This is a genomic window from Candidatus Synchoanobacter obligatus, from assembly GCF_024259865.1.
Taxonomy (GTDB): domain Bacteria; phylum Pseudomonadota; class Gammaproteobacteria; order Comchoanobacterales; family Comchoanobacteraceae; genus Synchoanobacter; species Synchoanobacter obligatus.
On the sequence record NZ_JAKUDN010000002.1, the window covers coordinates 108,579 to 133,079 of the forward strand.

At 41.9% G+C, this 24,501-nt stretch carries 23 protein-coding genes; 12 read left to right on the plus strand and 11 right to left on the minus strand.

The genetic code is table 11. The features are described 5' to 3' along the window. Genes MKS91_RS02270 through MKS91_RS02280 form a run of 3 tightly spaced genes read left to right on the plus strand, consistent with a single transcriptional unit; the run spans position 1 to position 2,470 of the window. Positions 1-963, plus strand: a complete 963-nt coding sequence (locus MKS91_RS02270; protein ID WP_258569221.1) for a COX15/CtaA family protein — start codon at positions 1-3, stop codon at positions 961-963. Beyond that, positions 921-1,799 (plus strand): heme o synthase, encoded by an 879-nt coding sequence (gene cyoE / locus MKS91_RS02275; protein ID WP_258569222.1) that lies wholly within the window; start codon positions 921-923, stop codon positions 1,797-1,799. The genes MKS91_RS02270 and cyoE overlap by 43 nt, the downstream gene beginning before the upstream one ends. After that, positions 1,796-2,470, plus strand: a complete 675-nt coding sequence (locus MKS91_RS02280) for a class I SAM-dependent methyltransferase (protein WP_258569223.1) — start codon at positions 1,796-1,798, stop codon at positions 2,468-2,470. Before cyoE ends, MKS91_RS02280 begins: the two co-directional genes overlap by 4 nt. On the opposite strand, the gene MKS91_RS02285 is transcribed toward MKS91_RS02280, so the two are convergent. From MKS91_RS02285 to MKS91_RS02305, 5 genes are all read right to left on the minus strand, one after another. Continuing rightward, the gene (locus tag MKS91_RS02285) at positions 2,467-2,832 is read right to left on the minus strand and encodes a hypothetical protein (protein ID WP_258569224.1); all 366 of its coding nucleotides are present in this window, start codon (positions 2,830-2,832) and stop codon (positions 2,467-2,469) included. The two genes, MKS91_RS02280 and MKS91_RS02285, sit on opposite strands and share 4 nt — an antisense overlap. Before the next feature lie 98 nt (positions 2,833-2,930). Next, positions 2,931-4,424, minus strand: a complete 1,494-nt coding sequence (locus MKS91_RS02290) for an NTP/NDP exchange transporter (protein ID WP_258569225.1) — start codon at positions 4,422-4,424, stop codon at positions 2,931-2,933. 118 nt (positions 4,425-4,542) lie between these two features. Beyond that, positions 4,543-6,405 carry a DNA topoisomerase IV subunit B gene (gene parE / locus MKS91_RS02295; RefSeq protein ID WP_258569226.1) on the minus strand — a complete coding sequence of 621 codons (1,863 nt, stop codon included), beginning with the start codon at positions 6,403-6,405 and terminating at the stop codon, positions 4,543-4,545. A gap of 103 nt (positions 6,406-6,508) precedes the next feature. After that, entirely contained in the window at positions 6,509-7,216 is a 708-nt protein-coding gene (locus MKS91_RS02300; RefSeq protein WP_258569227.1) for a bacteriorhodopsin-like, read from the minus strand. 24 nt (positions 7,217-7,240) lie between these two features. Then, complete coding sequence (locus MKS91_RS02305) at positions 7,241-7,717, minus strand: hypothetical protein (RefSeq protein WP_258569228.1); 477 nt, start codon at positions 7,715-7,717, stop codon at positions 7,241-7,243. Between the two features lie 123 nt (positions 7,718-7,840). On the opposite strand from MKS91_RS02305, the gene MKS91_RS02310 reads away from it, so the two are divergent. Further along, positions 7,841-9,151 (plus strand): TolC family protein, encoded by a 1,311-nt coding sequence (locus MKS91_RS02310; protein WP_258569229.1) that lies wholly within the window; start codon positions 7,841-7,843, stop codon positions 9,149-9,151. Here the strand turns inward: MKS91_RS02310 and MKS91_RS02315 are convergent. From MKS91_RS02315 to petA, 5 genes are read right to left on the minus strand one after another with little or no spacing between them, the layout of a single operon-like run. After that, the gene (locus tag MKS91_RS02315) at positions 9,114-9,875 is read right to left on the minus strand and encodes a 1-acyl-sn-glycerol-3-phosphate acyltransferase (RefSeq protein ID WP_258569230.1); all 762 of its coding nucleotides are present in this window, start codon (positions 9,873-9,875) and stop codon (positions 9,114-9,116) included. The genes MKS91_RS02310 and MKS91_RS02315 overlap by 38 nt on opposite strands. Positions 9,876-9,891: 16 nt before the next feature. After that, entirely contained in the window at positions 9,892-11,502 is a 1,611-nt protein-coding gene (locus tag MKS91_RS02320) for a hypothetical protein (RefSeq protein ID WP_258569231.1), read from the minus strand. Continuing rightward, on the minus strand, positions 11,499-12,152 hold the full coding sequence (locus tag MKS91_RS02325; protein ID WP_258569232.1) for a cytochrome c1: 654 nt from the start codon (positions 12,150-12,152) through the stop codon (positions 11,499-11,501). The genes MKS91_RS02320 and MKS91_RS02325 overlap by 4 nt, the downstream gene beginning before the upstream one ends. After that, the gene (locus MKS91_RS02330) at positions 12,149-13,324 is read right to left on the minus strand and encodes a cytochrome b (RefSeq protein WP_258569781.1); all 1,176 of its coding nucleotides are present in this window, start codon (positions 13,322-13,324) and stop codon (positions 12,149-12,151) included. Before MKS91_RS02330 ends, MKS91_RS02325 begins: the two co-directional genes overlap by 4 nt. A 16-nt stretch (positions 13,325-13,340) precedes the next feature. Continuing rightward, complete coding sequence (gene petA, locus MKS91_RS02335; RefSeq protein WP_258569233.1) at positions 13,341-13,919, minus strand: ubiquinol-cytochrome c reductase iron-sulfur subunit; 579 nt, start codon at positions 13,917-13,919, stop codon at positions 13,341-13,343. 115 nt (positions 13,920-14,034) lie between these two features. Here petA and MKS91_RS02340 point away from each other — a divergent pair, with 115 nt between their 5' ends. Together MKS91_RS02340 and MKS91_RS02345 are read left to right on the plus strand one after the other, a co-directional pair. Next, positions 14,035-15,384: an NAD-binding protein gene (locus tag MKS91_RS02340; RefSeq protein ID WP_258569234.1), complete on the plus strand. Its 1,350-nt coding sequence runs from the start codon at positions 14,035-14,037 to the stop codon at positions 15,382-15,384. A gap of 3 nt (positions 15,385-15,387) precedes the next feature. Continuing rightward, positions 15,388-15,657: a hypothetical protein gene (locus tag MKS91_RS02345; protein ID WP_258569235.1), complete on the plus strand. Its 270-nt coding sequence runs from the start codon at positions 15,388-15,390 to the stop codon at positions 15,655-15,657. A gap of 1 nt (position 15,658) precedes the next feature. On the opposite strand, the gene MKS91_RS02350 is transcribed toward MKS91_RS02345, so the two are convergent. Further along, on the minus strand, positions 15,659-18,412 hold the full coding sequence (locus MKS91_RS02350; RefSeq protein ID WP_258569236.1) for a hypothetical protein: 2,754 nt from the start codon (positions 18,410-18,412) through the stop codon (positions 15,659-15,661). A 117-nt stretch (positions 18,413-18,529) separates the two neighbouring features. Here MKS91_RS02350 and MKS91_RS02355 point away from each other — a divergent pair, with 117 nt between their 5' ends. The 6 genes from MKS91_RS02355 (at position 18,530) to MKS91_RS02380 (ending at position 24,475) form a co-directional block, all read left to right on the plus strand. Continuing rightward, entirely contained in the window at positions 18,530-18,748 is a 219-nt protein-coding gene (locus tag MKS91_RS02355) for a hypothetical protein (protein WP_258569237.1), read from the plus strand. Between the two features lie 87 nt (positions 18,749-18,835). Continuing rightward, positions 18,836-20,629: a translation elongation factor 4 gene (gene lepA, locus MKS91_RS02360; protein ID WP_258569238.1), complete on the plus strand. Its 1,794-nt coding sequence runs from the start codon at positions 18,836-18,838 to the stop codon at positions 20,627-20,629. A 49-nt stretch (positions 20,630-20,678) separates the two neighbouring features. Further along, positions 20,679-21,584, plus strand: coding sequence for a signal peptidase I (gene lepB, locus MKS91_RS02365; protein ID WP_258569239.1), 906 nt, complete (start codon positions 20,679-20,681; stop codon positions 21,582-21,584). 57 nt (positions 21,585-21,641) lie between these two features. After that, positions 21,642-22,304, plus strand: coding sequence for a ribonuclease III (gene rnc, locus MKS91_RS02370; RefSeq protein WP_258569240.1), 663 nt, complete (start codon positions 21,642-21,644; stop codon positions 22,302-22,304). After that, positions 22,297-23,160, plus strand: a complete 864-nt coding sequence (gene era, locus MKS91_RS02375; protein ID WP_258569241.1) for a GTPase Era — start codon at positions 22,297-22,299, stop codon at positions 23,158-23,160. Before rnc ends, era begins: the two co-directional genes overlap by 8 nt. Beyond that, positions 23,150-24,475, plus strand: coding sequence for a lipopolysaccharide biosynthesis protein (locus MKS91_RS02380; protein WP_258569242.1), 1,326 nt, complete (start codon positions 23,150-23,152; stop codon positions 24,473-24,475). The genes era and MKS91_RS02380 overlap by 11 nt, the downstream gene beginning before the upstream one ends. Positions 24,476-24,501: the final 26 nt, after the last annotated feature.

Here is a 24,501-nt window from a genome sequence, read left to right on the forward strand (position 1 = left end):
ATGAGCAGGGATCGAATTTTATCCGTAACGCTTCTATTGTCTCTCGTGGTTATCCTTCTTGGCGCTTATACCAGACTCAAAGATGCTGGCTTGGGCTGCCCAGATTGGCCAGGATGCTATGGATATGCGTTTATGCCGACATCTGAAGCAGAAATTCAAGAGGCTGAAGCATCATTTCCTCTAGCACGCCCCGTGGTTACTGAAAAAGCATTGCCTGAAATGGTCCACCGCTATCTGGCTGGTTTCTTTGGTCTTCTTTGCGTAAGCATAGCCGCATACCATATTGCTCACAAAAAACACCGCGTTGCAGCTTCATTTCTTGCTGTTTTAATCGCCTTTCAAGCAACACTTGGGCTATGGACTGTCACCTTAAAACTGCACCCGGTGGTTGTCCTTCTCCATTTATTTGGTGGATTTTCAATATCGACAATACTTCTATGGCTTCTTCTTGGCAACAAAAGAGAATCCACGCCATTTGACAAATGGGCATTCTTAATACTGGGTGTCATCTTAACCCAAGTGTTTTTTGGTGCTTGGACCAGCGCCAATTACTCTTCTATTATTTGCCCAGACTTTCCTTTTTGCCAAGGCAGCTTACTACCTGAGATGTCATTTTCAACCGCCTTTAATATTTTCCTCCCCTTTGGTGACAATTATGAATTTGGCATCTTAGACAATATCTCACGAGTGACCATTCACATGACCCATCGCTACTTCGCTGTTATAACAAGCTTTGGAATCATAACGTTTCTTTATATGGCATACTATAGCAATGCCATTAAATTAAAAACAGCCTTGCTTGTCTTATCGATTTTATCTGCACAAGTTCTTCTTGGCATTTTAAACATTTTGTATCTTATCCCGATTCCAATTGCATTGGCACATAACATCGGCGGACTTCTCTTATTGTTATCTTGGATATGGCTAACACACTCGCTTTCAAACAATCACTCCACAACGTAGCCGTTCTTTGTAAATGGCGCGTTGTAACACTGATGCTTATTACAGCATTTGTAGGCATGATGCTTACTCCTGACCAGTATTGGAGACTGCCCAATATTTTATTTGGTTTACTGGGCATATGCTTCTTATCCTGTGCAGGTGGCGCCATCAACCAGATACTAGAACATCATATTGACAAAAACATGCTAAGAACAAAAAATAGACCCCTTGCCTCTAAAAGAATCAGCATTGAACAAGCCTGCTTTATTTCAACTGCATGTCTTATTTTTGGCATGCTTTGTCTTTATCTTTTCACCAACCCTTTAACACTCGCTCTCACATTATTTGCTACCATTGGATATGGGTTTATTTATACAAAAATCCTCAAGCCTAATACCAGCCAAAATATTGTTATTGGGGGTATCTTTGGCGCCATGCCACCACTACTGGGTTGGACAGCCTTAACCAACAGCCTTCACCCTCACCCTATTCTATTAGTGCTTATCATTTTTATCTGGACTCCCAGCCACTTCTGGTCATTATCACTAGCACGTATTGACGATTACCGCAATTCAACAATACCCATGCTACCCATCACACATGGGGTCCGTTGCACACAGATTCATATTATGGCTTACAGCCTATTACTCACTCTGGCCACACAGCTACCCTATCTCCTTACTTTTCAATCAACATTTTACTTAATTGCCATCAATACAACGAATCTATGGTTTTTAACGGCTATGTATCGCACGTATCTCTCTAGTGATCCAAGAGTCTGCATGCAAGCATTCAAAATCTCCAATGTCTATCTATTAATATTCTTTCTAACCACTTTAACTGACCACTTCCTATGATCACCGTTACCATAAAAGACCTAAATAGCTTTAATCATGATATCTTATGCCCTAGTAGCATTCAGAGCGCTGAACCCTTAGAAATTATCTTATCGGATAATGGTCACCGCATTTTATTCAAAAACAGTGAATTCAAACTCAACTACCAAGAGAATAGTTTTCAGCAATTGCTACAAACACCCCACCCCTTACTTAAAGCTTTGGGCAAGAAGAAATCTACCGTTTTAGATGCTTGTGGCGGTTTCGGTAAAGACAGCTTCATCATGGCTCACCATGGCCACCAAGTCACTACCTGTGAATCAAACCCCGTTATTTTCACCCTACTTGATCAAGCCATCAAAAACTATTGTGCAGAAAGCCATCTTATGTGGACCTCTTACTTTGGAGCTTCACAAAAACTGATGTCAGCTTCAAGTTTCGATATTGTCTACCTAGACCCCATGTTCCAAATAAAGCGGAGCGCCAAACCCAAAATTGGTATGCAAATTATTCAATCATTAACCACACCAACACCAGCTTTTAACCTGTGGGTAACTGCGTATAATGCAGCAAAATCAAGGCTTGTTGTCAAACAACACCAGCAAGAACCGGCCATCGAGTCACTCCCCAAACCCCATCAATCAATTAACGGAAAAAGGAACATTCGCTATGATATATATCTCAAAGATTAATGCTTTCCTGGAACACGGTTATGTTGCGGCTGACCCTTTAAGTCCTGTTCTGGCTTAGGAGCCTTCATAGCCTTTCTCTCTGACAGACTATCTGAAGACCTATAAGATTTTTGCATCGACTCCAGCTGTTTTTGCTGCATAGCTGCGGGCATACCAACAGATTCTAAAAACGTTTCGCCAAACCTATAACTATAACCAGCCATCATCATTAACGGCAACAGCATACTTACCTCAGGAACCGTCTGCAATGCAATGATATTATACAACAAAGCATAGTTAGGGCCTACCTCTCCTGCCTCATGCCCTAATGGCGATAAGCCTCTTAATCCATCTCTATAACCACTACTCTTTACTGCTTCCATGATATTTTCTCCGTTCAATACTCTTCTTATAATTCGTTTTTTTATTTTGACAGAAAAAAAAGAGGGGCAATGCCCCCCTTTTCACAAAAATCAAGCAATTAAGCTGTTTCTTCAAGCATTTCCGCTTGTCTTTTTGCCTCATCGGCAGCAACAGCTTCATGATACATTGCCGACAAACGGTATACAGCATAGATCCAAAGCCCTGACAGTACCAGCAACAATACGGATACGTAAGGCATAATCTCAGGTAATTTACCGGCAGTGAATGCAAACAGGAACATTTGAACCCAACCAGCACCCGCTTTACCCAAACGGCCGCCAACACCATCAGCCGCTGCTTTACCCGTCATTCTCAAGTCCGGATCAAGAGGGATATACGCCATCTCTTTTGTTGGGTCAAAGAAAGAATACTTGGTACTCTTACTCGTGATAACACCGACCATTCCAAACGAGAAGAAAAACAACATCGGATCAGCCAAGCCTACAAGACCAAGCAACGCTGGCTGTAAAGCTTCTGGGAACAGCGCTGYRGAGAAATAAATCGCACAAGCAGTCACAATAACCAAAGGTGTGATGATAGCACACACGAACCAACCAAATCGGCTTAAAATCCATCGACCAACAAATGCCAGAACCATACCAAGCAAACCAGTGTATAGTGAATAATTAGACATCATTGCATGAAAGTCTTCTTTGACTGGATACATTAACTTCGCGTTACCTTTCCAGTAAACCTCTAACATGTTAATAGAAAATCCATAGGCAAGGATCATGACTGATAAGAACCCAATATATGGTGATGATGTCAAATGCTTAATACTCTGCCAAAAAGACAACTTGATCTTTGCTTTCTTTTTCTTTTTATCAACCTTTGCAAAACGTGGATCGGTTAGAACCTCACTATTGATGTATTTGAAGATAAATAGCATGCAAATACCACTTAAGATAACCAATATATTGGTTTCAAAAATTCCCCCAACAGCCTTCATAGACAAACCAACCAGCACTGTTGCAAAAGCATTCACAAACAAAAACGGTGGATAAAAACGCTTCGCTTCTTCAGTCCCTACGTTCTGGTTAGCAAACTGCCAAAACAATACAGACAGTGCATAAGTTCCCCACATCTCTGCCATGACATAATACAATGAGTATGTCCACGCTCCAAGAACCGGGAAAATCGCTTGGATTCTAGGATATGCTAACTGCAAAGCTTCTACTTTAGCAACATCCCAGTGCAATAGCTCTGCATTAGGGAACAAGAAGAAGTTCCAAATGCTGAAGAACACCAAAAAGAAGGTAACAATAGACACGTACGTTTTTTCAAACGACAGTGATTTACGGAGACGAACATAAAGCGTACCCATAATAATAACAGCAGGCATCACCATGAATGTTTTCAAGTAGCTGATCACTTCACCACCAGATCCTGGCGCCGTTAAAACCACACTATCTTTAATATTTCTTAACTGCGTAAAGTTAAACACAGTGATAAAAATTAATAATGCGAATGGTATGAATTTTTTTAATTCATGATTATAAATTGGAAATAACGACTTACGCCATTCCGACATCTGTGTATTCTCAGTTTTCATTTAGCTTCACATAAGTTAGTTAGAGTGCCTGGTGTTCACCAGAACCAGATCTTAGATACACCAAGATTGCTTAAAATTTAACCCATTATCACTAGCAATGCAAGTCCTTTATTGCCTTTCACGCTTCCAGCCACTGCTTGCGGTCTTTTGCGCGTTTTTTAGCCAGCAACAAGTCCATTTTTTCCACCGACTCTGACTCGTCTTCCATCAATAGCTGAACCATCCTACGCGTATCATGGCTCATGGCTGTTTCACGCAACTGCTTAGCACTCATCTCACCCAACCCCTTAAATCGGATCACACTAATGTTTTTAAAACCTTGACTTTCAAATTCTTTAATATGTGCTTCTTTTTCGGATTCATCCAATGCGTATAAAACCTTTCTTCCCGCCTCAATTCGATACAATGGCGGCATTGCAACAAACACTCGGCCACTCCGAACAAGCGCGGGGAAATGCTTCACAAAAAGTGCACATAGCAAAGAAGCAATATGCGCTCCATCTGAGTCTGCATCTGCTAGAATACACACCTTTCCATAACGTAAAGATGCCAAGTCCTCACTTCCAGGGTCAACACCAATTGCAACAGCAATATCATGAACAGATTGCGATGCCAGAACCTGATCAGAGGATACTTCCCAGGTATTTAACACCTTTCCTCTCAAGGGCATGACCGCTTGTGTTTTTTTATCTCGCGCCTGTCTCGCAGAACCGCCAGCAGAGTCTCCCTCCACCAGAAACAACTCTGAATACGCCAGATCTTCTTCAATACAATCCACCAACTTCCCCGGAAGCGCAATTGCCTGATGGGGCTTTGCTCGCGTCACTTTTTTCGCCTTTCTTAAACGAATCTGGGCTTTTGCCACAAAGCTTTCTACCAGTATTTTAGCATCATCCACATGCTGATTTAACCAAAGACTCATTGCGTCTCGTACCTGGGTCATAACAAAATGACTTGCAGTCCTTGAACTCAAGCGCTCTTTTGTTTGCCCTACAAACTGCGGGTCTGGCATCTTAAGAGACAATACAAAATGACTGTGACTACAAACATCCTCAAGCTTTAATTTAATCCCTCGGGGCAACAACTGATGTAATGCACAAAAATCTCTAACCGCCTCAAGAACACCTGAGCGAAAACCATTCTCATGGGTCCCCCCCTGAGGCGTTCGAATCACGTTCACAAAACTTTCTTGTAATGCAGTCACTCCTGGCTCGGTCTCCCAGGTAAGCGCCCACTCTACCATCATATCCGAGCTTTGCTCACCCGCAATTAACGTCGCTGGCAAAATGCTGTCTGAGCCGACCATATCTAGTAAATAGGTTTTTATACCCGTTTCATAACGCCAGGACTCTTTTTCCCCTGTTACCTCATTCGATAAGCATGTCTTCAAACCTGGGCACAATATGGCCTTTGACTGCAGCAGCTTTGCCAACTCAGCAGCCTGAAATGCCGCATCATCAAAATAGATGGGATCTGGTAAATACCTAACTTTCGTCCCGGTATCTCTATTGCGCACAGAACCAACTTCCTGCAATGGCGATACAACAACACCTCCAGAAAACCCTATGCTATAGCGCTTACCCCCTTGCTTCACCTCAACATCCAATCGTTTTGCCAAAGCATTTACTACCGACACCCCGACACCATGCAGGCCGCCAGAGAACGCATATTCTTTGTTCGAGAATTTAGCACCTGCGTGCAATCGAGTTAAAATCAACTCAATCCCCGTCACACCGTGCTCAGGGTGCATATCTACAGGCATTCCACGCCCATTATCCTCACATGATATTGAGCCATCTGCATGCATGGTAACCATAATCAAATCTGCATGGTCATTCATAGCCTCGTCTGCAGAATTATCAATCAGCTCACAGGCCGTATGGAACGGACTTTCAGTTTTTGTATACATACCTGGCCGCTTCTTCACCGGATCCAAGCCCTCTAAAACCTCAATGGACTGTGCTGTATATTGATTGCTCATAGGTAACTACCACTTAACTATGGGATAAGTATACCGAAAGATCCCTGTTTTACAAGGACAATACTTAGATATGGGGTACGTTCAAATACGCACCCCTCTTTGCTTACGAAACATGATGTGATGCAACACCTGTATCTCTATATGCAGCAGACCAAACAAATAATCCAAAGGCAATTTTATTCACAATGTCTGCAAAATTATAAATAACGTTTAAACTATTCTGATCAATCGACGGAGAGAGCACACCAAAAGCATAGCCTAGGGGATAAATTGCCCAACCAAAGGTAACAATCAAGCGAATGGCAGCATAGGCAAACGATGCGGCACTGTTCCCCGAGCTCTTCTGAGCCTTAACCCCCTCTCCAAACCAAATAAGGTATAAAATATAAAACCAAGCTAGCATACCAACTACAAATGACCAAGTGGCATCATACATACCTGCCTCGCCCACATAGCCACTACCCAACATCACGATAGATGCCAATAGCAGTTTCCAAAAAAAGCCTGCTGATACTCGGGATACCGCAGCAAGAATAAAGTAAAACTCTACAAATTGTAGGGGGACTGTCAAAAACCAATCAACATACCGATAAACAATCGGAGTACTTTGAGTTGCAACCCAAACGTCTCTCATATAAAGATAATGAAAAAACGCAATTAAGGTCACAAGCCCTGCAACCGTTACTGACAACTGCCAATGCGGCGCAACGCTTTGACGTTCAACAAACAAAAACACTGTCGTTGCCATCATTGCTGCTGTTGCTAACCAAAAAGAAACACCGACCAAGTCATAAGGGTTTAACATTGCCATCACTACCTCCATGTAAATATAACATTATTTAATAACCAAACTCAGGACATATTTGCCCCCTTCCTTCCCTATATTATACTGAAAATTCCCCCTGTGCATAGCATCAATTCCCCCAAATGAACGATTCATGGTGAATGTTAAGTCCCCATAATACAGTCCATTGTTATTTTGGAACTGTGCAACGGTATACTCATCCGCTTTATTAGAGGTCTCTTGTAAAGGCCCAATAACCGACAATAACAATGTTGCTTTGTCGTCTCTAAAAATCCACAACTCAACATTTTTTGTCTCATTTGGCTGGATGTTCCTATCTGGCCAAGACGCCAATATACAACCCTCCCCATAGCATTCAGGGGCTGGCTTGGTTGCTTGACAATACAAGCCAACTGGCTGTGCCGAATTATTCGTAATCTTCGCACTAATCGGCAACATATAACTCAATGCAAATGACGAGTGAGTTAAAAGTATTACAACGAGGAGAATCAATTTCCTATTCATCATCTAGACTCCATTAATTTAAATGATAATTACACATATTATGGCCAAGGTCAATGATGCTAAAGGTTTCACTTGCAGGCTTCATTAAATTATGGTCCATTATTGATACGCAACGATGAGATAGCTATGCGCATTGCCTCAATACTCACCTATATGATTCTATCTGTTAACATTCATGCCTTAAGCCTTGTAAACATTATTGCCCTTTCTCAGAAAGATGATCCAGAATACCATAGCAAAATTCAAGCATACCAAGCTGCGCAGCTTAGCGAGAAAAGTGCAGCTCATGCACTATTACCAAACTTAAATTTGTCATTAAATGCGAGCAAAAGCTCAACGGAAGCCTCTGGAGCCATGACTGTTTCTTCTGAAATCCCCCTCTACAACCCGGTAGGTCTCCAGGCACTTGTTGCCGGTCGATTAAAAAAAAATATTGCCCATTTAGAAGAAGCGTCTTATAAAACAAACCACACATTAAGCCTTATTAATAGCTACTTTGACGTTCTAAAAGCCGTAACTGCGTATCAAGCCAAGCAAACTGCTTTAAAACAAAATGAGCACGCATTTAAAGAAACCCTGGCACTCGAACAAGCCGGCATGAAAACCCATGTTGATACATTGCAAAGTAAATCATATTTAGACTTGGGTATACTTGCTGTTACTGTAGCAAAAAACAACCTTGACCGCACTGTGACACTCCTAGAGAATAAGATCAACGCTCCTATCACCGTCTTAAATCGCCTCCCAGATAACTTTACACCAAACTTTGCGCCACTGGATGTGCCTCAACTGGTTTCAGATGCTTTAAACAACAATACAGCGCTTCGAATCTCCCAAATCAAGACGCAACAAATGAAGCAACAAATGAATGCAGCATATGCACGGCTACAGCCCAAAGTGACGCTCAATGTTTCAGCATCACAAAACATTAATAGCTTAAAAAATGGCATACTGCCACAAGAAGACCGCAGCACCAGCGCTTCAATTCAAATGTCCTTTAACCTCTTTTCTGGCATGAAAGATTTTTATACCACGAAACAAGAAAGGCTTAATTATTTATCTGCTGAAAGCGCCCTTAGTAATGAGGTGTATAATACCAAACATGAAATGGAAAGTAGCTACCGCCAGCATCAAAATGCCAAACTCAAAGTACTCGCCAGCTTGTCTGCACTACAAAGTTCAAAAGCGTCACTGGATGCGTTACTTGAAAAACGCCAGGAAGATGAAGCCTCAGAGCTCGAGCTCATGAAAGCCATCACCCAATCTGAAACAGCAACACAAGAGTATTCCAATGCCTGTTATGACCTACTAAGCACCTATATTACTATCAAAGCCCAAGCTAACGCCTTAACACCGCAGGTGGTTGAAGAAATAGACCAGTATCTGACCGAAGAAATCCCTATTGATCTAAAAGCGCATCCTTCTGCTGCCATTTAGCTAAAATAAATTCTTTTGCATGATCTACTGCTACAGAGGATACACTGGCGTAGACTTTTGTAGGGCCAATCCTACCCATCAAAAAGTCCCAAATACCATGCGTCCCTTTGGCATAATCTAACGTTACATCAACTACAGGAACATCCGACTCAAACTGTTTAATAATATATTCAAAGCCCACTGTTTTGGGATTCAGTAAATTCCGATAGTCCGATACCTTCTCTACTTTTGTATAACGGGTTCCTTCAGGAAAAATGAGCATACCGTACCCATAGTCTTTTGCTTTTTGAACCGCTTCTTTTAAAACCTTTAGATTCTTTCTCCTTGAACGGCCACGATATAACAAAGGATGCCCCAGCCCCCAGCACACCAATCCAATCATAGGAATTCGAATCAAGCTTCGCTTCATCACAAAGACAAACGCCCGTTCTGGAGAAAAGACTGTTGCGTAAAGAACCAATATATCCAACCAGCTATAGTGGTTTGCAATCACCACATAATGACGATTTTTTGGCATACTATTATCAAATATTTCTTCAATTGGCACCAAGCGTTTCACCCACCACTGCAACATCATGACCCATGACGTGTATAGGAGCCACATGACTTTATGTAAAAACGCATTAGGAAAAGCCCAATACAACATTGCAACAATAAAACAGACCGTCCCCATGGTCACTAAAGACACCAACAGCCAAATAATCAAACCAATAGACATCAACATACTTTTCCTCTTCTAATTAATAGCCCAAAATACCTAATGCATTAAACTCTAGCTCTCTAACTACCCTTTCAGGTATTGGATCGAGAACAATTGACTCCCTTGCCTGAATATCCTCAGGCGTCATAGGCACCCTATATACCGAGCTCCTCCCGTCAAATTTAACCGAGGGCCACTGCTTTAGAGATTGGCGAGGAATCGACTTCCAAAAGTTATATGCTTTCCACAGAATAACAGAGAGCACCACACACATAAAACCAAAAGATAAGCCCAAGTGCCAAACACGGACGCCTTGGAAGAGCCCTGCCCCCACTCGCCATTTTTTGGCAGCAGCGACAATCTCTAAAATCAACCACACAACAAACATCACAGCCAATACGATACAGCCCAGAATCTTTTCATGATGATTCAAATGCCATCGAGGCTTTAATTGCTGATTTAGGTTTTTCTGATACAGCGACTCATGAAAGGCAAGATCCAGCTCAGGTGACTCTGACTGCACAGGCTCACGCGTATATCTCACCTGAGATAAGTCTGCCTGTGCTCGTGAAGACTCAGAACAGATAACATGATGCCCCACATAACTTATAGCATGCTCCTCTTTTTTGGGCCACGTTATCTGATACTCTGTTTGATAATAGACCTTTGACTCTGACAGTATTTGCGGCATAACTTCCGCATACAGCAAAACTGCTAGCCATTGATCATCAATAAATGCGTCTCCCTCTTTTATCGCTACCAATGATTTTTTTTGTTCAAATATTGCCACAACATATTCATGATTGAGACGAAAAACATATTGTTGCGTTGGAAAAAAACATTGCTTAATTTTTGCTCTAACTGGAACAATACGACAAGATTTTATGCTTCGATACACAACTGGACCAAAACCATACTGTTGTGCTCTCAAAACAACCGTATGATCCGAGACATCATAAGTAATCTTTCGCTTTCTATAAACACCATCAATCTGTAACATTTCCTGATAAGCCCTAACGAATAATCCTTTATTTAATGATATAAACTGCTGATCAAAGAATGCTTGTGGCCGAAAAATCTCTTTTGGCGCATCAATCGTCACAAGATCCTTTAAAACGTCAAGAGCTCCATGCCGGCCATCTGGATCATGAATCACATGAAGCGTGTTCTGTACTTGGCATAAAAAGGGATAGACAACGCCCTTATTTGGAAGATTCGCATTTCCTTGCTGTATTTCCAACGACTGTATCGCCAATGACTGCTCTGAACCCAGCCCTCTCAAAATTTGACTCAGCGCCAATATCGTATTTTTTTCTGAAGCGACCAGATAACTCGACGCCTGAGCCTCTGTACTATAATCCCAGTAACCGCCATCAATATGATACCGCACAGAGGGTATTGACTCATGAAAATACAGCACATAATCTTGAGCTTTATCTCGAACAATATACTTTTGTCCCTTAGGCTGAAACGGTCCTGAGACCCAATTCAATGCAACGAGACCAAAGCTTGCAAACCACTGGTTGAAGCAACGCAGTGCTTGATCAGCATCAGTTCCCGCATAACGATAGGTTAAAGCACCAATTGGCCTTTCGGATTTATAAACATTGCTTTGATCAGCATCCGGATGATACGGATAATAGTAGGTCATTGATGATCACCATGGATATCCTTCCAATAAGCAAGATCAAGAGCAATCATGATAACAATCATCACCGCAAGAAAACCCAGAACATAGTACCCGATATGCTCTCTATATGCTTGACTGGGATCACTGGCATACTCAAGATAGACAGCAATAGACGACACATAATCCTCAAATTCCTGAGGAGATTTAGCACCTCGATTCTTTAATTTTAGAGCCTGAAACAGCCTGACCTCTGGATCTGTCAATACCAGCTCTTGCTCACCTTGCATGGCAGCAAAAGGATTCGGCATTTGGGTGCCTGGCATGACAATGTTTTCAAACCCACTTGGATGCGTTTCATCAACATAGTAGCCCATAAGATAGCTATAGACGTAGTCAACACCTTTGGCTGCAGTAATGAGCGACAAGTCCGGCGGTGGATGGCCATTCCAGCTATCTTCTGTCCATTGTGGCGCTTGATCAGGCTGAATTCCCCCAGACAAACTCACAGCATCGGTTCGCATATACTTCATACTATGACAACTATAACAGGTTTGAGCAAAAGCTTGTGCGCCGGCTGCTATTTGACTCTCTTTATCAAATAAGTACTGTGGGGCGTCAGACACGACGCTCCAAGAAAAAATTGCCAATGCTGCTATTAAAAATCTACTCATGTCAAACGATCAGGTGCTGGTTTGTGTGTGTCATAATGGGTGTATATTGGCATGAGCAAGAAATACGAAAAGTATAGTACAGAACAGATTCTTGCAGCGCTAATACTCAACGGGCTCACCTCCATTCCCCCAACACACAATAAACCGATAAAGGCAACGACAAAAACCCCTAATGCCATCCGCGACAAGGGCCCTTTGTAACGCATAGACTTGACTGGCGAACGGTCTAAAAATGGCAGCAGCGCAAAAACCAATATGGATCCAAGCATTGCCAAAGCACCTAAGCCTTTACTTGGTATGGCACGCAAAATGGCATAATATGGCGCCAAATACCACGATGGCTTAATGTGTAAAGGTGTCACCATGTAATTCGCCACTTCAAAGTTCTCAGGCTCTAATATCAAACCCCAGCCTCGAGGCGCAAAAAACACCACGCTCAAAAAGATGAATAAAAATATACAGGCCCCCATCACATCCTTTACGGTATAGTAAGGATGAAATGCCACCCCATCGAGAGGCTTTCCCTTTTCATCAACATGATCTTTAATCTCAACACCATCTGGATTGTTCGACCCCACAGCATGCAGCGCTAACGTATGTAATCCCACAAATGCTAAAATAATCAAAGGAACCAGGACAACATGAAAAGCAAAGAAACGATGTAGCGTGACTTCTGACACTTCATAATCACCTTGAATAAACAATACCAACGAGTCCCCCACAAAGGGTATGGCTTTAAACAATGACATGATAACTCGTGCTGCCCAGTATGACATTTGACCCCACGGTAAAATATATCCCGTATATGCTTCCGCCATAAAAATCACCAGCATCAGACAACCCGTCCACCACAAGATTTCCCTAGGAGACTGGTATGACCCATATAGCAGCCCCCGAAACATGTGTAAGTATATTACAACAAATACAAATGAAGCGCCTGCAGCATGCAAATATCTAAATAACCAGCCAAAATTCACCTCCCGCATCATCAGCTCAATAGATGACATCGCCAAAGACGCATCAGGGGTGTAATACATCAACAACCATATGCCGGTAATAAACTGATTGGCAACCATCAATAATGCCAATGACCCAAAAAAATACCAGAAGTTTAAATTCTTTGGTGCTTGGTAATTTTTTAGATGATCAAAAAGCTCTTTAAATACCGGCATACGTTGATTAAACCAGTCACTCACTCGAACTCTCCGAACCAACTACAAGCGTATTATCATCCAAAAAATGATGAGGGGGAACTTCTAAATTTGTGGGGGCAGGAACACCAGAGAATACTCGGCCAGCCATATCAAACTTTGACCCGTGACATGAGCAGAAAAACCCTCCTGGCCACTCTGGATCAATAGATCCTTTTTCCGGTCGATAGGTTGGAGAACAGCCTAAATGCGTACAAATCCCAATCAAAACCAAATAATCAGGTCGAATAGAGCGATGAAGATTCTGTGCATAACTTGGCTGCTGCTCCACTTTTGACTCTGGATCACTCAACAAACGATCCAAACCCGTTAAAGAAGACACAACACTTGCCGGTCTTTTTACCACCCAGATAGGCTTACCTCGCCACATGATGGTTCTTTGATCCCCCACTTTCATCGTGGACAAATCAACCTCAATTGGCATACCCTGCAAACGTGCGGATCTATTGGGCGTCAAAGAGCTAATGAAAGGGGTCGCTCCTCCTACGATTCCCGCAGCGCCCCAGACTCCAGCCAACTGCAATAAGCGACGTTTTTTTAAATCAATCTCTGACATAGCATCCTGCTCCAGTTCAATTCAGCATAGGGGGTTTCAACAATTATTGCAACCTTCATAAAAAAAACCTGTCAAATACATATTACTTGCTAAAATGGTCTCATGGAGGAAGAAAATGGACGGCGCAACAATCATCTTAGGAGCAAACCCTATTAGTGAAAAGCTCATTGCAACACTCAACCGATATGGCTATGATATCATCTTAATTGATGAGAATGCACATCATCTTAAAAAAATCAGCTTGGAATATGATATCAACACAATTTGTGCTCATCCATCCTTCCCAGCATCATTACAAGAAGCCAATATTGAGCAAGCCAACCACCTTATTGCGACAACATCCATAGATGAACAAAATCTTACAGCCTGTTTATTGCACCACAGCCTCTACCCTAAGTTAAACTATATCACTACTCTGAATCACAGCCATTATCAACATGCAATGACTCACTTGCCTGGCGCTAGCATCTCCCCCCTGTCAAATAACCAATCAATTTTTGAAGATATTAAATACCTCATTCATTACCCACTCTATAGCCATATACACTCATTAAGTAGTCGCCTGGTTGCTGCCACCATTCAGGTTGAAGATGAATTTTCTTACATGGGAAAAACGCTGGATGAGATGAAAACTGATTTACCAAAGGGCATCATACTTTCAGGACTTAGAAGAAATGACCAATGGTGTAAATACCGTGGTAACATCAAAATATCATTGAATGATGAGCTACTGGTTATTCTTCCGCCCGACCATCTAGATTATTTTCACCCCCAAGAATTCATACATCAAAAAAAGCCGATCATATTGCTTGGCATTAGCTCGCTCACTTTCCACTTATGTAAAATGTTATCTGAAAATCACCCGATAACCGTTATTGACGCATCAGCATCATCGTGCCAAGATTTAAGCCGACAGTATGGCAATATTACCGTGTTAAATGAAGACCCACAATCCCCCAAAACTTTAATAAACTGTAACGCAAAAAATGCCTTGGTTTTTGCATGCAGCAATGACGATGAAGACAACCTGATTTGCTCCTTCCAAGCCCATGAGTGTCAAGCCTCTCATGTATATACCTTGATCTCAAATGTCAGACATGGGCATATTTTTGACCAAAGCCCTATACATTATACCATTAATGCGCCACAAGTTATCTCAGATGAAATCATCAGGAACTTACTACAAAAAAATGGTATTGGTCATTTTTACACCAAAAACAACTATCTTCAAATGGCTGAAATCTTCATAGCAAAAAACCATCCCTTTCAAGGCAAAACATTAAAAGAGATACAGCTCCCTGATGGAATCTATGCAGGCTGTATTATTCGAGACCAAAGCCCTTTATTTACCTCGCACAACACCCCGACCCTGATCGGTGACTCAGTGATTTTATATGGACCTCATAACAGAGACCAGGAGAACCCTCTAGAGCGGATGCTTCTTCCTCCTGGAGCCAATCGCTAATTTATGCAAACCATTCCATTCAGATACTTTGTTCTCAACCCCCATCACTACCTCATGATACTCTTACTGCCTTGGAAACTATGGCCTTTGTGTCTTGCTCTCAAACTGTACCACCCATCCGCCGTTGCATTATACCAGAAACAAAACATACTCTTTTATATTTCAAATGATGGTGAAATGATTCGTATTGGGCCCATAGTCTCACAAACAAAGCTAGCAGCTTTTCAAATAATCACCTGTAAGTTATCCAGGTTTGTCGTTGTGCTTAAGTAAGTTAATAACTTGTTCCTCCAATTTCCAAGTACTCTCCTAGGCTGTCAACAGCCATGCTTAGGCGCTCTGATAGAGAGCGGCTCTCAACCCATTGACTCCATTCTGGTCCACTCTTACGCGCAAGAACAAGTGGCGTCGTCGTTTCACGATCTTGGTGCAGGTCAAATGACGTACTTAATCTATCTTTTACTATCGCACCCCACTTCGATGCCAAACAAATATTAAACAACCACTCGGTCATGATATCAGACTCTAGAACAAGTGCTATCGCACTTTCTCCAGCATTCACTATCCCTCGTGTAACCGCACACAATGCTGTAATGAATTTAGGAGAAGAAGAAAATCCTTTGTAGCCTTTATGCATTAACCGCTTAAACAACCCATCTTCTTGCCCACCATATCGCAACAATGCCAACAAAAGAGAATGGCCTGCATACCAACCATCCTCAAACACGGTGCATAGCGAATCTATAAAAGTAAAGCGCTTATCCTCTAAAATCAGCTTTTCAACAATATCTAGGTAACCGGCTACTGCTTGCCTATGTTGAAAAAAAAGATAGAACAATACTTGTGCTCCAGCCTCATGCCACAACATCAGCTGAAACGGTGTTTTTTGCGTACCTCCTATAACTACAGGAGTAAACAACCGCTCCAAAAATATCGCATGGAAATTTTCTAAGGCTTGAGAATATTTGACCAAAAACTGATACAAAATCCTGCTACCTTGATCGTCTGAAGCCAATATCATGACGGCGGAATATCCTCTGGTATCTTGTTGGTCAAATGGACTCGTCAAAGCCACCATTGCTTCCTTTAGGCTCCTTTCAAATATCGTATGATATTTAGAGATTAATCGTGAGACAACCAAGCGCCCATGCCCCGTCATTGTGAGTAATGAGAAAACCGAAAATCCTGCCCTATCCCTTTCTTCAATTGCAAATAACGCGATAGAAAAATGAGCCCTTTCTGTCTCAAAAAATTCTCCCTGTGTTTCTAACAAATAATCCAGAACCTTTAGCCCTTCCTCTTTTTGGCACCATACTGACAGTAATGATCGCCCTTTATACTGACCGTATAATATCTGTTTAGAAAACGCTTGAGCCAATACTTGAGCGTACCCTTTGACGCCGTCTTCGTGAATGGCTTTGAAGTAACCTAATAAATCATACTTAGGGCTCGCCAAATAAGCAAAGTTAGAAAAGTCATTCGTTAATATGTGTATAAAAATACTCGGGTACTGCTGCAACAAACGGGCAAAAAAGATACGCCCTTGATGATGACTTCCAAGCAGCTCCAACGCATTGGTGCCCATTGTGCCATCAACTTTTGCCAAACAATATGCCACCTTCTCTAAATGTGCTGACAAAATTGAAGGATGCTTGCAAATCAATAACACCAACAAGCTTTGTGCTATCTCTGTTTCAACCTCTTTGCCCGCTATCCTAGGCATGGCTTGTAGATAAAGACCTGATTGCCCAGCTTTGGATTCTTTCCATAAAAGCGCCAACATTCGCTCCGCCATAGGCTCACATAAAATACCGTCTTTATTAAAAAATGTTCGAAGAAACCCTTGGCCATCATCTCGCTCACTCAATTGAAAAAATAATGGATCTTGCTCCTCATTCTTTTGCTGCTCTAAAACCTTCATCACTTCAAACTTTTGGTCTACGAAAAATTCCCGGTTATTTTCTAACGCATCTTGCATAAAAACAAGTGTCTCTGGATGACTTAATAACATAGAAAAATAGGACGCACCCCCATCCTTTTGGCCTTTGAACATATTCATATGTAACCAGAGATACGGGTTTTCTTTAGGGTATAGTGTCAGTATATACTTTGCGCTCTGGGGGTGATGTGCCATCACCGCAGCACCCAGCCCAGGTCTTTCAGCCATCACATCAGTCAATAATTTTCCATAGGCTGGGGCACAAGCCGTACTCAGTATCCTAGCCAATTCATCCATTTCATGCGAAAGAACATTAACCCTTAGTAATAAAAATTCACAAATCTTTATGGCACCCTCACTTCCTGCAAGCAATAAGTGCCGAAATACAGTATCGCCCTCATACATATGGCCCGCCATTCCAGTCACTGGAAGCACCAACATGGCTCCAACCTTATCCGCACGATTAACCATAAGCGCATCAGATATGTTGTCTAGAAAGGTCCTAAGCAAAGATACATCGCATGATGCCAATAACGTCCACATAGAACGCTGATATTTATCAGGCCTCAATGTTGCTACTAAAAGAAAGTCATGACTTATGTTAGTTCGCATAAACACTTCATTTAAAAATGCTCTTCCAGAACGGCTAGCTGCCAGCATCAATAAAATATTCCTCCCTCCTTTAGGCTCAATAGCTAAAAACTTTAATACTGCCATTGGGGCACACTCTAGAATTGAAGGCTGATCGGCCCACTGGCGAATATGGGCAACCAAATCTGTTTGGCTTGCAAACAGTTGGTTATGAGGAATGAGCCACAATTTCTCGCTAGATACAATATAAGACAGAAAAGACCGGTGTCGCAAGCTATCTGCCACACCAAAATGGGCTATTTGTGAAAACACTGATAACCGAAATTCGCCGCCATCATCCAGATGTTCAAAAATCGACTGAAGTGCCTCTGATTCCTGGCAACTTGTCGTTGCCGCATCAATTGATTTCTGAATGGCTTGAGTGATCTTACACAGTTCAACCGCTTTAAACAGTGCGCCTAAGCTGTGATTTGCCATTAATTCTTGTAACGTCGACATTCTCCACCTCCTTATAGCCAAATATCATCATAGACCATGACAACCCCCCCTGTCTACAAAGAAAGATGTTGATTATTACTAGGAAAATGATATAGTGCAGAAAAACATTAAAAACATATGGCTATATACGAATCAATCATCAATCTTTGGAACTGGTTTTTTGCGCCAAACGACAGCGTTTCTTACATTGGCTGCAACTTTCATGCACCTCAGATGACCGCCTTAGTAGACATGGGGCTTATGCCCGACTATATGGCAGAAATTGATGGCTACGTTAAAAAGCCTACACAGCCAAGTGATCCTTACTTGTCTAAAGCTGTTGGAAATAGCCCTTAGCATGCCTTTACACCCCATTGCCCGATGATTCAGCTAGACATTGTATTATCTTGTGCTATAGTTTGATAAGCCTAAACATTGTATTCCATGGACCATATTCGTAATTTTTCTATCATCGCTCATATTGACCACGGTAAATCAACCCTGTCAGACCGGCTGATCGAACACTGCAAAGGCCTTACCGATAGAGAAATGCAAGAACAAGTTCTTGACAACATGGACATTGAGCGGGAAAGAGGCATTACCATCAAAGCACAAAGCGTTGCCTTGGACTACAAAGCACAAGACGGAAAAACATACCGCCTCAACCTTATTGACACCCCAGGGCATGTAGACTTTGCCTATGAGGTATCTAGATCATTGGCTGCTTGTGAAGCAGCGCTTTTGGTTGTTGATGCAGCTCAAGGCGTTGAAGCCCAAACGGTTGCTGTGTGTTTTATGGCATTGGAGCAAGAACTTGAGATATTTCCAGTTTTAAATAAAATTGATTTACCCCAAGCGCGTCCTGATGAAGTAAAAGAAGAAATCCATGAAATGATTGGGCTTGATACCTCAGATACCGTTGAGACCAGTGCCAAAAATGGCATAGGCATAGAAGACCTGCTGGAATATATCGTCAAAAATGTTCCAGCTCCTGTTGGTAACACTGAACAAGCATTAGAAGCACTAATCATTGACTCGTGGTTTGATAACTACCTAGGCGTCGTATCTTTAGTCAGAATTGTCAATGGAACATTAAAAAAGAATGATCGAATTACCATGATGTCTACAGGCAAGTCTTACACAGCAGAGAATATCGGTTTATACTGCCCACACCAAACCCCCCAAAATGTATTGGACTGCGGACAGGTTGGCTATATCATTGCTGGAATCAAAGACATTCATGGCGCACCGGTTGGTGATACAATCACCCATACCAAAAACCCAACAACCAAAGAACTTAGTGGCTTTCAGCAAGTGAAGCCCCAAGTATATTCTGGACTATTTCCGCTCTCTGCAGAACAATACCAACTATTCAGAGACTCACTGGCCAAACTTAAATTGAATGATGCATCTTTGTTCTATGAACCCGAGAACTCACAAGCACTGGGGCATGGGTATCGGTGTGGTTTCTTGGGCATGTTGCACATGGAAATTGTGCAAGAACGTTTAGAAAGAGAGTATGGCCTTGAACTCATCTCAACTGCCCCAACAGTGATTTACCAGGTGACAATGAAAGCAGGCAACACCATTATGGTTGACTGTCCTTCCAAGCTCCCAGAAAAGAACCTCATTGACTATATAGAAGAACCCATTGCTCATGTCACCATTATTACCCCGCCTGATTACATAGGCCCTTTAATTACCTTATGCATTCAACGAAGGGGTATCCAAAAATCATTAAGTTATGCTGGAAAACAAGCCACCATTCAATTCTACATCCCAATGAATGAAATTATCATGGATTTTTTCGACAAAGTTAAATCTTTATCCAGAGGCTTTGCCTCCCTTGATTACCAGTTTGTCCGATACGAAGTATCGCCCTTAGTCAAAGTCGACATTTTGCTCAATGGTGACCCGGTTGATGCCCTAGCTTCTATTGTGCATCAAAATAGTGCCCCCCAATTAGGACGAGCTTTGGCATTGAAGCTTAAGGGGCTCATACCCAAACAAATGTTTACTATTGCCATCCAAGCATCTATTGGCGCCAAAATCATCGCAAGAGAGTCTATCAGCGCCATGAGAAAAAACGTCACTGCAAAATGTTATGGTGGCGACATCTCCAGGAAGAAAAAACTTCTTGAAAAACAAAAAGCAGGGAAGAAACGAATGAAACAAATTGGCCAAGTTAGCATTCCTCAAGAAGCGTTCTTGGCCATTATTAGAACGGACGATAATTGACTATTATAGAGCCTTTCATTATACTGTAAAAAATACACAGGATTTGTACATGAACTTTATAATCATAGCTCTAGCAATTATAAGCTCTTCCCTTTGTGTCAACGCCTACCACAAGATCAAGAAGCCTTTGCCGCAACAGCCAGCCTGGCTATATCGCCTAAACTATGCCAGTATCATTGCCACATCTTACATTATTATAGAAGCCTTCAATGTTGCCGCATTTCTTACCATTGCTGTTATCGCAACCCTCATCACGAAGGGAGTTACCTCCCTTATGTCTCATAAAGGAAAATCCCCGTCAAAAGACTCCGTGATGGTTGAACTAAGCCATGATGTTTGGCTGTTCTTACTGGTCCTATGGGCGATTAGAACCTTTGCTTACGACTATTCTCCGATTCCTTCCGGATCCATGGAGCCAACACTGTATGCAGGGGATGTCATCGCGATCAATAAACTCTCCTATCAGGTTAAAATTCCTCCGCTTGAAAACCCTTTATTCACTTTTAACACACCAAAACCAGGGGATGTTGTTGTATTGAACTCACCGATTAATCCTCAAGACTTTTATATCAAGCGTATCATTGCTGGTCCCGGCGATCATGTTCTTTACAAGAACAAACAGTATTTTGTGAATGGAAAGCTCTACGAGCAAACCAACAAATCATTTGATACATCTGTCAACAATGATAAACCCATGTTATTAACAGCCGATGAAAAAATTGGCAATGTCACACATAAAATACAACTTGACAACAGGCAGTTTGACGACATTATTTCAATTGAAGTTCCTGAAGGCCACTACTTTATTTCTGGTGATAACCGAGACTTCAGCTTAGACTCAAGAACTTTCGGACCCATCCCAGAAAAGCTCATTGTTGGCAAAGCCACCCACTTAATCACACAGCTGACACTCCCAACACTGCTAAGCTTTAAAAGATCAGGAACAATATATTGAAAAAACACAAAAAATGTGTTACTATAGACGAATTGAAGATTAAAAAAGAGGCCGTTTATGACCGCATGGGCAAAGCTACAACAAAAAATTAACTATGTCTTTAAAGACAGGTCGCTGTTGCAACAAGCTATTACCCATAAGAGCGCCTGTAAAAGCCACTATGAAAAAATGGAATTTCTAGGGGACAGTGCCTTAAACTTTTATATTGGATATTTGCTCTATACCGAACACCCAGATATGTCAGAAGGCAACTTATCTATTGCGCGGTCCAAATTGGTCAACAAAAACATACTGGCGGCAATTGGTGAAGAAATTGATATTGACGCCTTTATACGGGTTGATAAAAACCAAGCAATTAGCCAGTCCATTCGCGCTGATGTTATAGAGGCCATTATTGGAGCAGCTTTCCTAGACGGTGGTGTTTCTGCAAGTGAACTCATCATTCTTAAACTGTTCTTCCCCCGACTAAAAACAATCAACTGCTTGATACTAAAAGACCCTAAAAGCCGACTCCAGGAACATGCACACAAAAAATCACTCAAGCCCCCTGTCTACCAAATCATAAAACGGTCTGGGGAAGAGCATTGCACAACGTATCTTATCGAATGCCAACTCTGCACTCACACCACACAAGGCATAGACAACTCAAAGCGGCGCGCAGAAATGGCCGCTGCAACCGCCATGCTTCAACAATTAAACCAGGAACTTTGTCATGAGTAAATTTGGATACATGTGTCTCATTGGACGACCCAATGTTGGAAAGTCCACCTTAACGAATCACTTACTCAAGACGCCAATTGCTATTGAAAGCGCCAAACCTCAAACAACATGGTATGAAGTTAAAGGCGTATTAAGCACCAAGGGTGCTCAAATCGTTATCTCTGACACGCCAGGGATACATGACATGATTCACCGCCAACAAAATCAGACCATGAATCGAATCGCATACAGTGCTGTTAGTAGCGCTGATATTATTTGCCATCTCATTACACCACCAACATGGACAGCCAAAGATCAATATATTCATGAGTTCCTACAACCTATGAACAAACATAAAATACTGGTCATCAATCAAATAGACAGATTCAAGCCACATGAGCTCCTACCATTTATTGCCAAACTCCAAGAACAATCCTGCTATCAAGCAGTTTTGTCCACCAGCGCCAAACATGGCACCAACTGCGATATCCTATTAGAAGAGATTACCAATGCATTGCCTCAAAACTCTCCCATGTTCAATAAAAAGCACATTCATGATCACTCTGTTGCGTTTCTAACTCAGGAAATGATTAGAGAGCAACTAATGCAGCAGCTCCAATCTGAGATGCCTTATACAACACACATTGAGATTTTCCACGTTGTTCAAAAAGACAAGATTCTTGAAGTCCACGTTAACCTGCATGTCAAACATATTGGGCAAAAAAAGATCCTGATTGGCCAAGACGGAACTAGAATCAAAGAGATTGGTCAGACCGCAAGAAAAAGGCTTCAAATAATATTAAAAAAGCGTATTATGTTAAAGGTATGGGTAAAACTAAGCCAGAAAGTAACCGAGCCAAGCAACATTGAACAGTAACATACAGCCAAGAGTGCCATCTACCCAGGGACCTCTTGAAAAAAAAAGCGTCTTCAACATTCATTTGTTACTGTACTTCATCTTATCATTAATCTCATGGCGTTTAACTATTATAGCCACGGGCGCTGCGTCTCAATGGATCGGTGCCAGTCGATTTGGTGATTTTTCTGTATCGCTGCGCTTGGCACACAACCTGGCACACCTTTTTGTTATGGGGCAAGAAGCCACCATTCTAATGTACCTTGCAAAATACAAAAATCAGCCAGAAAAACAAACCGGCCTTGTGCGCTGGATTATCTCTAGCACACTGCTTAAAACCCTTGTTGTATTTGCTCTAATTATCTGCTGCCATCAACTATATCTACATACTTTCTTGCCCACGGTGTTGGTAAACCCCCATATTTGGATTGCGTGGACAGCCATCCCATTTATCGTTATCTGTGGTATTTATGAACGCTTTTTCTTATATCTAAAACAATTTTTTGTCTCATCATTGGCTAGAGGAATTTACCAACCTTTAATCTTCATCGCGCTATTATATCCTATATCACAAATCTGGCCACCATCAGCTGCCATCGCACTGCTTGCATACACAATAGCATTTGCCCTCTCCAGCTTAATCTATTGCGCCCATGGCTATTTTGGTCCTTTCAAGTTATCACCTGCTTACGACCAATCAGATAAAAAAGAATGGCAACTTTCAGGGCTTTTTTATACGTTTAGTACGCTTATTATAAAAAGCACCCCATCCATTGCACTATTCTTTCTTGAAAGACACGGCAGTAGTGAAGCGGTTGTTGGACACTTTTCTGCCTTATGGTCTATACTTTATGGCTTCCACCTTCTCACCAAACCCTTTGATAGTTACTTAAAGCCTCTTATTGCCAACTATTACTCTACCAATAAAATTGCGCAGCTACAACATGAGCTCAACACCATCAATAAAGCGAGATGGCTCATTATCCTTGGTGTACTTTGCGGGCTAGCCTATACTGGCAAGGCCACCTTGATTGGCTACGGTGATAGTTTTGCCAGTGCCTACGAGCCCTTAATGCTTCTGTCTTTGCTCACTGCAATACAATACTTAGGCTATCCTGCTCACGAAATGCTTAACTATACCGGCAATCAGCAAGCCTTGTCTTTCATTATGGCCTGTCAATTTTTTAGCATTGCTACCATAGCCGTATTGCTCATTCCAACCTACGGCATCTGGGGGGCTGTTTTAGCCCAAGGTATCCCCTGTATTGCCGCCTCGATTGCCAGCAGCATTGTCTTGAGGAAAAGGACTAGGATCAATGCTTACTTTTTTTTCTAATTGCTAACCCTGCGAAAGTATATTAA